Below are 14,193 nucleotides of genomic sequence, written 5' to 3'. Positions count from 1 at the left end.
TTTGGCGCGGCACACCTCGCTGCTCGACGCCCTGGGCGACACGCCGCTGGTCGGGTTGCCGCACCTCTCGCCGCGCTGGGACGACGGCTCGGACGACGGCTCGGACGACGGGATTGCGCCCCACGTGCGGCTGTGGGCCAAGCTGGAGGACCGCAACCCGACCGGCAGCATCAAGGACCGGCCCGCGCTGCGGATGATCGAGCAGGCCGAGCGCGACGGACTGCTCACGCCGGGCGCCACCATCCTGGAACCCACCAGCGGCAACACCGGCATCTCGCTGGCGATGGCGTCGCTGCTCAAGGGCTACCGGCTGATCTGCGTGATGCCGAAAAACACCTCGATCGAGCGGCGGCAGCTGCTGGAGCTCTACGGCGCCAAGATCGTCTTCTCCCCGGCCGAGGGCGGCTCCAACACCGCCGTGGCCCGGGCAAAGGAGCTCGCGGCGGCCAACCCCGACTGGGTGATGCTCTACCAGTACGGCAACCCCGCCAACGCCGCCGCGCACTACGACGGCACCGGCCCGGAGTTGCTCGCCGACCTGCCGGAGATCACCCATTTCGTCGCCGGGCTCGGCACCACGGGCACGCTGATGGGTACCGGCCGCTTTTTGCGCGAGCACGTGCCGGGCGTGCAGATCGTCGCTGCCGAACCGCGCTACGGCGAAGGCGTCTACGCGCTGCGCAACATCGACGAGGGCTTCATCCCGGAGCTCTACGACCCGGAGGTGTTGACCACCCGCTACTCGGTCGGATCGTTCGACGCCATCCGCCGCACCCGCGAGCTGGTGCAGCGCGAGGGTATTTTCGCCGGCATCTCCACCGGGGCGATCCTGCACGCAGCGCTGGGCATGGGCACCAAGGCGCTGCGGGCCGGTGAGCGCGCCGACATCGCGTTCGTGGTGTGCGACGCCGGCTGGAAGTACCTGTCCACCGGCGCCTACGCCGGTAACCTCGACGACGCCGAGGACGCGCTGGAGGGGCAGCTATGGGCATGACGCCGGCCGGGGGCGCACCGCAGTCCCGGCGCCGCCCGGCGTGGCTGGTCGGCGGCGCCACCGTCCTCGGCTTCGTGGCACTGCTCTACGGGGTCGAGCTCGTCGACACGCTCTCCGACCACAGCCTCGACGACAACGGCATCCGGCCGCTGGAGGAGGACGGCCTCACCGGCATCCTGTGGGCGCCGCTGCTGCACGCGGACTGGGCGCACCTGGCGGCCAACACCGGCCCCGCGCTGGTGCTCGGTTTCCTGATGACGCTGGCCGGCATGGCGCGCTTCGTCTCCGCGACGGCCATCATCTGGATCCTCGGCGGCCTGGGCACCTGGCTGATCGGCAATGTCGGCGCCACCTGCCCGTATGTCGGGGTGCGGTGCGAGACCAACCACATCGGCGCGTCGGGGCTGATCTTCGGCTGGCTCGCCTTCCTCATCGTGTTCGGGTTCTTCACCCGCAGGGTGTGGGAGATCGTCACCGGCATCCTCGTGGCGCTCATCTACGGCAGCATCCTGTTCGGCGTGCTGCCCGGCACGCCGGGCGTGTCTTGGCAGGGGCATGCCTGCGGGGCGGTCGCCGGCGTCGTCGCCGCCTACCTGTTGAGCGCGCCCGAGCGCCGCGAACGCGCGCAGCGCCGCGCGACTCCGGTGCCGTACCGATGAACCGGCAGCTCGCTCCGATCGGGGTGTTCGACTCCGGCGTCGGCGGCCTGACGGTCGCCCGCTCGATCATCGACCAGCTGCCCGACGAGGACATCATCTACGTCGGCGACACCGGCAACGGCCCCTACGGCCCGCTGTCGATCCCGCAGATCCGGGCGCACGCGCTGGCAATCGCCGACGACCTGGTGGACCGCGGCGTCAAGGCGCTGGTCATCGCCTGCAACTCGGCGTCGTCGGCGTGTCTGCGCGACGCCCGCGAACGATACGACGTGCCGGTGGTGGAGGTGATCGTGCCCGCCGTGCGCCGGGCGGTGGCGACCACCCGCAACGGCCGCATCGGCGTCATCGGCACCCGCGCCACCGTCATGTCGCACGCCTACCAGGACGCCTTCGCCGCGAACCCCGACGCGGTGATCACCGCGGTCGCCTGCCCGCGGTTCGTCGACTTCGTGGAGCGCGGCGTCACCAGCGGCCGGCAGGTGCTGAACCTCGCCGAGGGCTATCTGGAACCGCTGCAGCGCGCCGGCGTCGACACCCTGGTGCTCGGCTGCACGCACTACCCGCTGCTGTCCGGCATCATCCAGCTCGCGATGGGCGACGGCGTGACGCTGGTGTCGAGCGCCGAGGAGACGGCGAAGGACCTGCTGCGGGTGCTCACCGAGCAGGATCTGCTGCGGCCGCACTCCGACACACCGCCGGAGCGGCGCTTCGAGGCGACCGGCGATCCCGACGCATTCACCGCCCTCGCGGCGCGGTTTCTGGGGCCTTCGCTCACGGGGGTGCGGCCCGTGCGTCGCCCCGCCGGCACACACTGAGCACCCGCCCGCTCCCGGCGCCCGGCTTTGGGCGATGTTTTGCCCTTCCCCCCGACGGACGTGGCAAGCTAGTGGCGTGCGAATCACCGTGCTCGGCTGCTCCGGCAGCGTCACCGGACCTGATTCGCCCGCGTCGGGTTACCTGCTCACGGCGCCGGACGCACCGCCGCTGGTGCTCGATTTCGGCGGCGGGGTGCTGGGTGCGCTGCAGCGGCACGCCGACCCCAGCACGGTGCACATCCTGCTGAGCCACCTGCACGCCGACCACTGCCTCGACCTGCCGGGCCTGTTCGTGTGGCGGCGGTTCCACCCGAACCCGCCCAAGGGCAAGGCGATGATGTACGGGCCCAGCGACACCTGGGCGCGGCTGGCGGCGGCGTCCTCGCCCTACGGCGGCGAGGTGGACGACTTCTCCGACATCTTCGACGTCCGGCACTGGGCCGACGGTCAGCCGGTGCAGATCGGATCCTTGACCGTGACGCCGCGGCTGGTCAGCCACCCGACCGAGTCCTACGGCATGCGGTTCACCGATCCGTCGGGCGCCACGTTCGTCTACAGCGGTGACACCGGCGTGTGCACCGCGCTCGTCGAGCTGGCGCGCGGCGCCGACGTCTTCCTGTGCGAGGCGTCCTGGACCCATGCGCCGGACGACCGACCGCCCGGGCTGCACCTGTCGGGCACCGAGGCCGGCCGCATCGCCGCCGAGGCCGGGGTGGGGGAGCTGCTGCTCACCCACATCCCGCCGTGGACGTCCCGGGAGGACGTCATCACCGAGGCCAAGGCCGAATTCGACGGCCCCGTCCGCGCTGTGGTGTGCGGGGAGGCCGTAAACGTCACCCACTAGGGTTGGCGCCGTGTCCACACGACAAGACGGCCGCCTCGACGACGAGCTGCGGCCGGTCACCGTCACCCGCGGTTTCACGTCGCATCCGGCGGGGTCGGTGCTCATCGAGTTCGGGCAGACCCGGGTGATGTGCACCGCCAGCGTCATCGACGGCGTGCCGCGCTGGCGTAAGGGCAGCGGACTCGGCTGGCTCACCGCCGAGTACGCCATGTTGCCGGCGGCCACCCACACCCGCTCGGACCGCGAGTCGGTCAAGGGCCGCCTCGGTGGCCGCACGCAGGAGATCAGCCGGCTGATCGGGCGGTCGCTGCGGGCCTGCATCGACCTCGCCGCGCTCGGCGAGAACACCATCTCGGTCGACTGCGACGTGCTGCAGGCCGACGGCGGCACCCGCACCGCCGCCATCACCGGCGCCTACGTCGCCCTGGCCGACGCCGTGACCTACTTGGCGGCGGCCGGGAAGCTGACCGATCCCCGCCCGCTGTCGTGCGCGATCGCCGCGGTCAGCGTCGGCGTCGTCGACGGCCGGGTCCGCGTCGACCTGCCGTACGAGGAGGATTCGCGCGCCGAGGTCGACATGAACGTCGTCGCCACCGACACCGGCACGCTGGTCGAGATCCAGGGCACCGGCGAAGGGGCGACGTTCCCGCGGTCGACCCTCGACAAGTTGCTCGACGCGGCCCTCGGCGCCTGCGACACGCTCTTCGAGGTGCAGCGCGCGGCGCTGGCGTTGCCCTATCCGGGCACGCTGCCGGAGGGCAAGCCGGCGAAGAAGGCCTTCGGCAGTTGACGCAGCTGCTCGTCGCCAGCCGCAACCGCAAGAAGCTCGCGGAGATGCGGCGGGTGCTCGACGCCGCCGGTCTCGACGGCCTGACCCTGCTCAGCCTCGACGACGTCCCGCCGTTCGACGAGGCGCCCGAGACCGGCGCGACCTTCGAGGAGAATGCGCTCGCCAAGGCACGAGACGCGTTCCGCGCCACCGGAATTGCGGCGGTCGCCGACGATTCGGGGCTCGCGGTCGACGCGCTGAACGGGATGCCGGGGGTGCTGTCGGCGCGGTGGTGCGGCCGGCACGGTGACGATCGGGCGAACAACGCGCTGCTGCTCGCCCAGCTGCGCGACGTGCCCGACGCCCGGCGCGGCGCGGCGTTCGTCTCCGCCAGCGCGCTGGTGTCCGATCGCGGGGAGACCGTGGTGCGCGGCGAGTGGCCGGGCCGCATCGCCCGCGAGCCGCGCGGCGCCGGCGGCTTCGGATACGACCCGCTGTTTCTCCCCGACGGCTCGCAGCGCAGCGCGGCAGAACTCGCGCCCGCGGAGAAAGACGCCGTATCGCACCGGGGGCGGGCGTTGGCGCAGTTGCTGCCCGCACTGCGCGAGCTGCTGGGCTGACGCGGCGGTCGGCCCGGCGCGAATACCTAGCCGGTCTAACGGGTACGGTGCCCGCCATGGGTCGTCACTCCGCCGCCGGCACCGCCGCGCGCCCGGCACACCCCGGGGTGCTGATCGCGGTGCTCGCGGCCGCCGGTATCAGCGTCTCGCTGATGCAGACGCTCGTCATCCCGCTGATCCCCGACCTCCCGAAGCTGCTCGACACCAGCCCGGCCAACGCCTCCTGGGCGATCACCGCGACGCTGCTGAGCGGTGCCGTCGCGACCCCGGTGCTCGGCCGGCTGGGTGACATGTACGGCCCCAAGCGCATCCTCATCGCGTGTGCGCTGCTGCTCACCGCCGGCTCGCTGGTCGCGGCGCTCACCAGCTCGCTCGTCCCGCTGATCGTCGGGCGCGGGCTGCAGGGCTTCGGTATGCCGATCATCCCGCTGGGCATCAGCGTGCTGCGGGCCGCGGTGCCGGCCGACCGGGTTGGCTCGGCGATGGGGTTGATGAGCGCGTCGCTGGGCGTGGGCGGCGCGCTGGGCCTGCCGCTGTCGGCGGTGATCGCCGAGGCGTTCGACTGGCATGCGCTGTTCTGGGTGGCCACCGGGCTGGGCACGGCATCGGCGGTGCTGTTCGCGGTGCTGGTGCCGAGTGTCGCCACGAGTGCGCGGGAGCGGGTGGACCTACCCGGTGCGCTCGGGCTGGCGGCCGCGCTCGTCGCGCTGCTGCTGGCCATCTCGAAGGGCCAGGCGTGGGGCTGGGCCAGCAGCCTGACGGTCGGCATGTTCGTGACCTCCGCGGTGGTCTTCGCGGTGTTCGGCTGGTGGCAGCTGCGCACGCCGTCGCCGATCGTCGACCTGCGGACCACCGCGCGGCGCCCTGTCCTCCTGACCAACGTCGCGTCGGTGGCGATCGGCTTCGGGTTGTTCGCCATGTCGCTGGTCGGGCCACAGCTGCTCGAACTGCCCGCGCAAACCGGATACGGCCTGGGGCAGACGATGTTCCACGCCGGGCTCTGGATGGCGCCGGGTGGGCTGGCGATGATGGTCGCGGCCCCGATCGCCGCGCGGGTCGCCCGGACGCGGGGCCCGAAATTCACGCTCTTCGTCGGCAGCGTCGTCATCGCCGCCGGCTACCTCGCCGGCGTGTGGCTGATGGGCGGTCCGGCTCAGCTGATGGCGTTCTCGATCGTCGTCAGCCTGGGCGTCGGGTTCGCCTTCGCGTCGCTGCCGGCGCTCATCAACGCCGCCGTGCCGGCCAACGAGACGGCGGCGGCCAACGGCATCAACGCGCTGGCGCGGTCACTGGGCACCTCGACGTCGAGCGCGGTCATCGGCGCGGTGCTCGCCGGCATGACGACGTCGTTCCACGGGCACGCGATCCCCACCGAAGCGGGCTTTCGCGCCACCCTGCTGATCGCCGCGGGCGCCGGCGCGGTCGCCGCGCTCGTCACGCTGCTGATCCACGCCCCGCCGTGCCCGAGCCGGTCGCTCCCGTCGTCGACGCGCATCGGCTGGCCGGTGCGGGTCGCTGAGACGCGTCAGATCCCGAAGCGCGCCTTCACCTCTCGCGTGCGGAAGTGCTCGACGATGACGCCCGCGAGCGGGATGGTGCCGGAGATCAGCGTGCCAAGCGTCTTGCCGATGGGCCAGCGGGCGTTGACGGCGAGGTTGGCGGTGGCGAGCAGGTAGGCGAAGTACACCCAGCCGTGCACGAACGGGATCATCGTCAGCCAGGTGGGGACGTCCTCGACCCGCAGCAGGTACTTGACCACCATCTCGTAGCACAGCGCGATCAGCAGTGCGCCCGTCGTCCACGCGAGGATGCGGTAGGGCACCAGCGCGCGCCGCACCTTCGCGACGTCCACGGCGGACGGGGTGCGTTCGGCGATCTCGGTCTCCGGCGGATCCGGCTCCAGCGTCACAGGCTCATCCTTTGCTCTCGTCGCGGCGCGCCAGCTCGGCGAGGTAGGCGTTGTACTCCCGCAGCGCCGGGTCCTCGGGCGCCGCGGGCCGCGGGGCCGGCCGCTCGGGTAGCAGGCCGGCGGGAATCTCGGTCACGGCATCGACGGGGTGGAGCTCCGGCGGCTCCTCCTCGTAGCGGACGAACTTGCGGTACGCCACCACGCAGAACACCGCGAACAGCGGCCATTGCAGCGCATACCCCAGGTTCTGAAAATCGCCTGCGGTCGACTCGAAGCGCGTCCACTGCCACCACGCCAGCGCCAGGCAGCCACCCGCAGCGACGGTGACCAGCGCGACCAGCGCCGGTCTCCTACGTCGTGTAGTGGACATATGTCAACGGTACCGCGATAGCCTGAGGGCGCTCACGCGCGAGTGGCGGAATGGCAGACGCGCTGGATTTAGGTTCCAGTGTCTTCGGACGTGGGGGTTCGAGTCCCCCCTCGCGCACTGCTTGTTCGCCACATGTCGGTGGGTGCCTATATACAGTTCCGTTCAGTTCGGGACGACGCATTAAGGGGCATCGCCGTGATCACCGGTGAATTGAAAAGCAAGGTCGATCGCGTCTGGGACGCGTTCTGGTCCGGAGGCATCTCCAATCCGCTCGAGGTGATCGAGCAGATCACCTATCTGCTGTTCATCCGTCGCCTCGACGACCTCGAGACACTGGCCGAGCGCAAAGCACGCTTCGGCAAGCCGCAGGACCTGCGGTTCGGACCCGACCAGCAGGAGCTGCGGTGGTCGCGATTCAAGAACGAGGAGCCCGCCGTCATGTTCGCGACGGTGGGGCAGCAGGTCTTTCCGTTCCTGCGGACCCTGGGCAGCGACGGGTCGACCTATGGCGAGCACATGGAGGGCGCTCGCTTCACCATCCCGACGCCGCAACTGCTGTCAAGGGTGGTTGATCTGCTCGACGACATCCCCATGGCCGACCGCGACACCAACGGCGATCTGTACGAGTACATGCTGTCCAAGATCGCCAGCGCCGGGCAGAACGGACAGTTCCGGACGCCGCGGCACATCATCGAGCTGATGGTCGACATGATGGCGCCGAAGCCGGCCGACGAGATCTGCGACCCGGCGTGCGGCACCGCCGGCTTCCTGGTAGCCGCGTCGGAATACATCCGCGAGCAGCACCCGTCGGTGCTGACCGATGCCGCGCAGCGGAAGCACTTCCACGCCAGCATGTTTCACGGCTACGACTTCGACAACACCATGCTGCGCATCGCCAGCATGAACATGCTCATGCACGGCATCGAGTCGCCGGACATCCGCTACCGGGACTCACTGTCCGAAGGTGCCAGCGAGGACTCGGAGAAGTACACGCTGATTCTCGCCAACCCGCCGTTCGCGGGCTCGCTGGACTACGAGTCGACGTCGAAGGATCTGCAGCGCGTCGTCAAGACGAAGAAGACCGAGCTGCTGTTCGTGGCGCTGTTCCTGAAGCTGCTCAAGCCGGGCGGGCGGGCGGCCGTCATCGTGCCCGACGGTGTGCTGTTCGGATCGTCGAAGGCTCACAAGGAACTCCGTCGGGTGCTCGTCGAGGACCAGAAGCTGGACGGGGTGGTCAAGCTGCCGTCGGGTGTGTTCCGGCCGTATGCCGGTGTGTCCACGGCGATCCTGCTGTTCACCAAGACGAATTCCGGCGGGACCGACCACGTGTGGTTCTACGACGTGCGCGCCGACGGCTTCTCCTTGGACGACAAGCGGAACCCTGTTGAGGCGAACGACTTGCCAGATGTATTGACGCGGTGGCGTGAGCGTGCCGGTTCCGAGGTGGAGCGGGCACGCACCGAGCAGTCCTTCTGCGTGCCGAAGGATGACATCGTCGCGCAGGGATACGACCTGTCGCTGAATCGGTATAAGGAGATTGTTCACGACGAGGTCGAGCATCGCCCGCCGCTGGAGATCATTGCGGAGATCGAAGAACATTCTCGAGAGATGCAGGAAGGCCTCGCTGCGCTCAAGGCGATGCTGGAATGACCAATCGATTACTAGGAGACATCTGCAAACCGAAGCAGTGGCCTGCACTCGGTAAGACGCAGATGTCATCGACGGGGTATCCGGTTTATGGGGCGAACGGCGTAATCGGGTTCACGTCGAGCTTCACCCATGAGCACCCAACGATTCTGATCGGCTGTCGCGGGACTATAGGATCCGTTCACATAACTCAGCCGAGGTCGTATGCGAGCAGTAATGCGATGGCGCTCGACTGCCTCGATACGGACAGCGTTGAGATGCGTTATCTCGCACGTTTTCTTGAGTTTCGCGGTGTTGCCGACGTCACAACCGGTTCCTCACAGCCGCAGCTGACGAGGTCAGGCCTATCAGGCATCGAAGTACCGGTTCCGCCGATGTCGCACCAAAAGCATGTGGCAGATGTACTCGACCGCGCTGAAGCGGCGCGGGTCAGTCAAAAACTCGTGCTCGACAAGCTCATGCTTATGCCGCAGGCAGTCTTTCAGCAGATCTCTGATGCGCCGCAAGCCTCCTCCCGAGACGGTTACCGTCCGCTCGAGGAGTGGATAGACCCGCAGCGGCCGATTACGTACGGGATACTTAAGCCGGGCGACCACATCGAAGGGGGCACCCCTTATGTGCGTGTCGCGGACATGAAAAACGGCGGCATCGAGCTGGCTGGCTTGCGCCGGACGACGCCGGCGATTGCGGACCAATATCGCCGTTCGAAGCTTGCGACCGGTGATCTCTTAATTTCGATACGTGGGCACGTGGGCCGCTTAGCGCTCGTACCACCCGAGCTTGACGGCGGAAACATAACTCAAGACTCCGCACGCTTAGCAGTGGTCGACCCTACCTCTGCCGCATATCTGAGGGTCGCTCTCGAATCACCTACTCTGCAGCATTGGATGGCTCAGCGTACAAAGGGCGCGGCGGTACGGGGTATCAACTTAGGAGACCTGCGACAAGCTCCCATACCAGTCCCGTCAAGGCGCGCTCAGGGTCGGATCGCAGCGGCGGCAACGGAAATCTCGTGGCTCGCAACCTGCGCACGGCAAGGACTTGTCTTAGCTGAACAGCTCTTCGCCTCCCTCCAAGCCCGCGCATTTACCGGTCAACTGTGAGGTAGCGGCATGTCGAACTTCGCGTTCCTGAAAGCGGTCGGCTGGCCGGAGATGCACGCCGATTGCGCGCGGGCGGAGAGCTACGCCACCACCGATCCCCGCTCGGCGTGCTTCTACAGCCGGCGCACCGTCGAGCTACTGGTCGACTACCTGTACGACGTTCTCGCGCTGCCGATTCCGTACAAGAACGACCTCGCCGCCAAGATGAACGACGCGAAGTTCAAGTCGAAGGTCGGTTTGGGCATCGCGACGAAGCTCAATTTGATTCGCAAGCTCGGCAACACCGCGGTGCACGACCCGCAACCGATCCCGTCGCAGGCAGCGCTACATGCGCTCCGCGAGCTACACCACGTCATGGTGTGGGCGGCCTTCCACCATTCGACGAAGCCGCAGGCGGCCCCCATGGGCGCAGCGTTCGACCCGACGCTGGCCGCCAAGGCAGCGCCGCTGTCGCGCCAGGAGGTCGCCCAGCTCGCTGCGAGATTCGCCGCTCAGGACGCAGCCCACGCGAAGGCACTGGCCGCCAAGGACGAGGAAGCGGCGGCCAAGGACGCCGAGATCGCCGCGCTTCGCGAAGCGGTTGCGCAAGCGCAGGCAACCAAGCAGCAGGTGGACGACCGCGACTACAACGAGGCGCAGACCAGAGATGTCTTCATCGACAAGATGCTCCAGGAAGCCGGTTGGCCGCTCAGCGACTCCAAGGATCGCGAATACCCGGTCACCGGAATGCCGACCGCCGACGGCACGGGCTTCGTCGACTACGTCCTGTGGGGTAAGGACGGATTGCCGCTGGCGATCGTGGAAGCCAAACGCACGAGCAAAAGCCCGCAGGTGGGCCAGCAGCAGGCCAAGCTGTACGCCCATTGCCTCGAGGCGATGACGGGCCGTCGACCGGTCATCTTCTACACCAACGGCTACGAACATTGGATCTGGGACGACGCCGCCGGGTATCCGCCGCGTGAGATCCAAGGCTTCTACACCCGCGACGAGCTGGAACTGCTGGTGCAGCGCCGCCAGACCCGCAGACCGCTCACCGACATGCCCATCGACTCGGCGATCGTTGAACGCCACTACCAACACCGCGCGATCCGGGCGATCGACGACGCGTTCACCGCCAAACAGCGAGAAGCCCTGCTGGTCATGGCAACCGGCTCAGGCAAGACCCGCACCGTCATCGCCCTGGTCAAGCAACTGATGGAAGCCAACTGGGTCAAGCGAGTGCTGTTCCTCGCCGACCGCACCGCACTGGTCACCCAAGCTGCCAACGCTTTCAAAGCGCACTTACCCGACGCCACCACCGTCAACCTGGTGACCGAGAAGATCACCGACGGCCGGGTGTACGTGTGCACCTACCCGACGATGATGAACCTGATCAACGACACCGATTCCGGCATCAGGAAATTCGGGCCCGGCTATTTCGATCTCGTCGTCATCGACGAAGCGCATCGCTCCGTCTACCAGAAGTACCGTGCCATCTTCGAATGGTTCGACTCGCTGCTCGTCGGCCTCACCGCCACGCCGAAAGACGAAGTCGACCACAACACCTACCGGCTGTTCCACCTCGAAGACGGTGTCCCCACCGACGCTTACAGCCTCGACGACGCCGTCAAGGAAGGCTTTCTCGTACCGGCGATCGGGATCTCGGTGGGCACCAAATTCTTGCGCCAAGGCATCCGCTACGCAGACCTCTCCGAAGAGGAGAAGGACGAATGGGATGCGCTGGAATGGGGCGACGGCGACCCGCCCGATGAGGTGAGTTCCGAAGAGATCAACCGGTTCCTCTTCAACGAGGACACCGTCGACAAGGTGCTCGCCGAATTGATGACCAAGGGCCACCGCGTCGCCGACGGCGACCGGCTCGGCAAAACCATCATCTTTGCGAAGAACCAAGCCCACGCCGAATTCATCGCGCGACGCTTCGATGCCCAATACCCGCAATACGGTGGCCAATTCGCCCGCGTCATCACGCACGGCACCGCGTACGCGCAGACCTTGATCGACGACTTCTCCGTCACCGACAAGGCCCCGCACATCGCCATCTCGGTGGACATGCTCGACACCGGCATCGACGTCCCCGACGTCGTCAATCTCGTCTTCTTCAAGCTGGTCCGCTCGAAAACCAAGTTCTGGCAGATGATCGGCCGCGGTACCCGCCTCCGGCCGGATCTCTTCGGTCCGGGCCAGGACAAGCAGAACTTCTACGTCTTCGACTTCTGCGGCAACCTCGAGTTCTTCAGCCAAGACCTTCCCGGGTCCGAGGGCTCTTTGCAGAAGTCCTTGAACCAGCGCCTCTTCGAAACACGGCTCGGCTTGATCACCGCGATCGACCACGCCTGGCCACCAACGGATCCCGAACCCGCTGAGGGCCAAGGCACCGAGACCGAACGCGGCTTGCGCGTCGACGTCGCATGGTCGCTTCACCAGACCGTCGCGGGGATGAACGTCGAGAATTTTCTCGTCCGGCCGCATCGCAGATTGGTCGAGCAGTACTCGGAATGGCCGGCCTGGACATCGCTGACGCCCGAAGTGGCCGGTGATGTCGCCGAGCAGCTGGCCGGATTGCCATCGGCGCTCAAAGACGACGACGAGGACGCCAAACGCTTCGACATGCTCATCTTGCGCCGTCAGCTTGCCCAGATCGAAGGCGACGCCGTGGCTGCTGAACGGATACGGGAGCAGATTCAGAACATCGCCACCGGACTGCTGGGCCAGACGGCCATACCTTCGGTTGCGGCACAACAGGTTCTGCTCGAGGACGTCAGTAGCGACGAGTGGTGGGTCGACGTCACCCTGCCGATGCTCGAATCGGTGCGTCGCAAGCTGCGTGGGTTGCTCAGATTCCTGGAAAAAGCCAAGAAGGTCGCCGTCTATACCGACTTCGTCGACGAGCTCAGTGAATCGACCCTGGTCGAATTGCCCGGGATCACGCCCGGCACGAACTGGGAACGCTTCCAGGCCAAAGCGAGGACGTATCTGAAACAGCATCAGGATCACGTTGCGCTGCAACGCTTGCGGCGGAACAAGCCGTTGACTCCCGAGGATCTCGCGTCGCTGGAGCAGATGTTGATTGCGAGTGGCACCGGCGAGCAGGCCGACATCGAACTGGCAAAGGAACAATCGCATGGATTGGGCCTGTTCGTGCGATCGCTGGTGGGCCTGGACCGCGAGGCCGCGGTGGAGGCGTTCGGCGCCTACCTGGATGGCACCCGCTTCAACGCCGATCAGATCCGATTCATCAACCTGATCGTCAACGAACTCACTGCCAACGGTTTCATGGAACCCGTGCGGCTTTACGAGTCGCCCTACGTCGACCACGCACCGACAGGTCCTGACGACGTCTTCGGCGAGGCAGACGTCGACAATATCGTCGCGATCCTGAACACCGTGCGCGACAACGCGGCGCCGAGGGACGGCGCTGCGTGACCGCTCACCGTCACCGTGCGCCGCGCCATTGTGCTATTCAGTGCGTGATGGCGGGAGACTGCGCCGCCCAAATTTGTCGGACCCCGCTGCGATAATGGTGGCATGTCCTCGATCGAGTCGGTTGACGCCGTTGTGTCGAATCCGTCTGAACGTCTCGGGGTGTTGTTCGATGAATTGGCGGAATTGTGCGGTCAGCGCAACGCTATTGATGCGCGCATTGTCGAGATCGCGGCCACCATCGAGCGGGACGGTATCTGGGGTCATACCGGCGCCCGCTCGGTGGCGGCGTTGATCGCGTGGCGGACCGGCATGTCGACGCGCAACGCCAAAACCATCGCCGCCGTCGCGGACCGGCTGCCGGAATTCCCGCGGTGCGCGCAAGCGATGCGCGAGGGGCGGCTGTCGCTGGATCAGGTCGGGGTGATCGCCGAGGGCGCGGGTGCGGGCTCCGATGAGCACTACGCGCAGCTGGCCGCGAACGCCACGGTCAACCAGCTGCGCACCGCGGTCACACTCGAACCGCGCCCCGACCCCGAGCCCGGCCCACGGCCCGACCCGCGACCCTCGATCACCAAAACCACCGACGCCGACTACACGGCGTGGCGCATCAAACTCCCCCACCTCGAGGCGGCGAAATTCGAGGCCGCGCTGCGCTCGCATCACGAGGCGCTCATCGCGGCGTGGAAACACAACCACAACAACAACGACGACAACGGCAATGTCGGCGCCGTCGGCGGCCCGGGTGTCGAGCGGCCCCCGATGCCCACCGCGGCCGACGCGTTCCTGGAGCTGGTCGAGGCCGGCTGGGACGCCGAGGTGGCCCGCCGCCCCCACGGCCAGCACACCACCGTCGTCGTCCACGTCGATGTGAAGGATCGGGTGGCCGCGCTGCACCTGGGTCCGCTGCTGCCGGCCGATGACCGCCGTTACCTGACCTGCGACGCCACCTGCGAGGTGTGGTTTCACCGCGACGGCCAGGTCATCGGCTCGGGCCGAACCACCCGGACCATCAGCCGCCGGCTGCGCCGCGCCCTAGAACA

At 67.5% G+C, this 14,193-nt stretch carries 12 protein-coding genes, 1 tRNA gene and 1 pseudogene; 12 read left to right on the top strand and 2 right to left on the bottom strand.

Annotated features, from left to right (window positions below; genetic code table 11):
* The first annotated feature begins 1 nt into the window (after window position 1).
* From LV457_RS19455 to LV457_RS19425, 7 genes and pseudogenes are all read left to right on the top strand, one after another.
* Window positions 2-994: a PLP-dependent cysteine synthase family protein gene (locus LV457_RS19455; RefSeq protein ID WP_232173182.1), complete on the top strand. Its 993-nt coding sequence runs from the start codon at window positions 2-4 to the stop codon at window positions 992-994.
* Window positions 985-1,653, top strand: coding sequence for a rhomboid family intramembrane serine protease (locus LV457_RS19450; RefSeq protein WP_232173181.1), 669 nt, complete (start codon window positions 985-987; stop codon window positions 1,651-1,653). The genes LV457_RS19455 and LV457_RS19450 overlap by 10 nt, the downstream gene beginning before the upstream one ends.
* A complete protein-coding gene (murI, locus tag LV457_RS19445; RefSeq protein ID WP_232173180.1) occupies window positions 1,650-2,468 on the top strand; it encodes a glutamate racemase in 819 nt (272 codons plus the stop codon). The genes LV457_RS19450 and murI overlap by 4 nt, the downstream gene beginning before the upstream one ends.
* A gap of 34 nt (window positions 2,469-2,502) precedes the next feature.
* Window positions 2,503-3,312: a cyclic nucleotide-degrading phosphodiesterase gene (locus tag LV457_RS19440; protein ID WP_232173179.1), complete on the top strand. Its 810-nt coding sequence runs from the start codon at window positions 2,503-2,505 to the stop codon at window positions 3,310-3,312.
* A 10-nt stretch (window positions 3,313-3,322) separates the two neighbouring features.
* Complete coding sequence (gene rph, locus LV457_RS19435) at window positions 3,323-4,102, top strand: ribonuclease PH (RefSeq protein ID WP_232173178.1); 780 nt, start codon at window positions 3,323-3,325, stop codon at window positions 4,100-4,102.
* 44 nt (window positions 4,103-4,146) lie between these two features.
* Window positions 4,147-4,701: an RdgB/HAM1 family non-canonical purine NTP pyrophosphatase gene (rdgB, locus tag LV457_RS19430; RefSeq protein ID WP_232173204.1), complete on the top strand. Its 555-nt coding sequence runs from the start codon at window positions 4,147-4,149 to the stop codon at window positions 4,699-4,701.
* A 56-nt stretch (window positions 4,702-4,757) separates the two neighbouring features.
* Window positions 4,758-6,158 (top strand): annotated as a pseudogene (locus tag LV457_RS19425) (MFS transporter); the annotation flags it as partial.
* A 68-nt stretch (window positions 6,159-6,226) separates the two neighbouring features.
* On the opposite strand, the gene LV457_RS19420 reads toward LV457_RS19425, so the two are convergent.
* Both LV457_RS19420 and LV457_RS19415 read right to left on the bottom strand, forming a co-directional pair.
* Window positions 6,227-6,604, bottom strand: a complete 378-nt coding sequence (locus tag LV457_RS19420; RefSeq protein WP_239031093.1) for a DUF3817 domain-containing protein — start codon at window positions 6,602-6,604, stop codon at window positions 6,227-6,229.
* 10 nt (window positions 6,605-6,614) lie between these two features.
* Entirely contained in the window at window positions 6,615-6,980 is a 366-nt protein-coding gene (locus tag LV457_RS19415; protein ID WP_232173177.1) for a hypothetical protein, read from the bottom strand.
* 36 nt (window positions 6,981-7,016) lie between these two features.
* Between LV457_RS19415 and LV457_RS19410 the strand changes: the two genes are divergently transcribed.
* The 5 genes from LV457_RS19410 to LV457_RS19390 all read left to right on the top strand — a co-directional run.
* Window positions 7,017-7,097: transfer RNA gene (locus tag LV457_RS19410), tRNA-Leu, on the top strand.
* Window positions 7,098-7,175: 78 nt separating this feature from the next.
* Window positions 7,176-8,630, top strand: coding sequence for a class I SAM-dependent DNA methyltransferase (locus LV457_RS19405; RefSeq protein ID WP_232173202.1), 1,455 nt, complete (start codon window positions 7,176-7,178; stop codon window positions 8,628-8,630).
* Entirely contained in the window at window positions 8,627-9,730 is a 1,104-nt protein-coding gene (locus LV457_RS19400) for a restriction endonuclease subunit S (protein WP_255701783.1), read from the top strand. The genes LV457_RS19405 and LV457_RS19400 overlap by 4 nt, the downstream gene beginning before the upstream one ends.
* A gap of 9 nt (window positions 9,731-9,739) precedes the next feature.
* On the top strand, window positions 9,740-13,153 hold the full coding sequence (locus tag LV457_RS19395) for a DEAD/DEAH box helicase family protein (protein ID WP_232173176.1): 3,414 nt from the start codon (window positions 9,740-9,742) through the stop codon (window positions 13,151-13,153).
* Window positions 13,154-13,255: 102 nt separating this feature from the next.
* A partial coding sequence (locus LV457_RS19390; protein ID WP_232173175.1) for a DUF222 domain-containing protein occupies window positions 13,256-14,193 on the top strand: 938 nt, incomplete at its 3' end.

This window comes from Mycobacterium sp. MYCO198283 (assembly GCF_021213805.1).
GTDB lineage: Bacteria > Actinomycetota > Actinomycetes > Mycobacteriales > Mycobacteriaceae > Mycobacterium.
Note: the sequence above shows the minus strand (reverse complement) of the source record. Positions and strands in the feature narration are given on the sequence as shown.

Bases quoted from the DNA above. Each gene is read 5' to 3' on its own strand.
- LV457_RS19450 (WP_232173181.1), top strand. From the start codon at position 985: ATGGGCATGACGCCGGCCGGGGGCGCACCGCAGTCCCGGCGCCGCCCG.
- murI (WP_232173180.1), top strand. From the start codon at position 1,650: ATGAACCGGCAGCTCGCTCCGATCGGGGTGTTCGACTCCGGCGTCGGC.
- LV457_RS19440 (WP_232173179.1), top strand. From the start codon at position 2,503: ATGTTTTGCCCTTCCCCCCGACGGACGTGGCAAGCTAGTGGCGTGCGA.
- rdgB (WP_232173204.1), top strand. From the start codon at position 4,147: ATGCGGCGGGTGCTCGACGCCGCCGGTCTCGACGGCCTGACCCTGCTC.
- LV457_RS19415 (WP_232173177.1), bottom strand. From the start codon at position 6,980: ATGTCCACTACACGACGTAGGAGACCGGCGCTGGTCGCGCTGGTCACC.
- LV457_RS19400 (WP_255701783.1), top strand. From the start codon at position 8,627: ATGACCAATCGATTACTAGGAGACATCTGCAAACCGAAGCAGTGGCCT.
- LV457_RS19395 (WP_232173176.1), top strand. From the start codon at position 9,740: ATGTCGAACTTCGCGTTCCTGAAAGCGGTCGGCTGGCCGGAGATGCAC.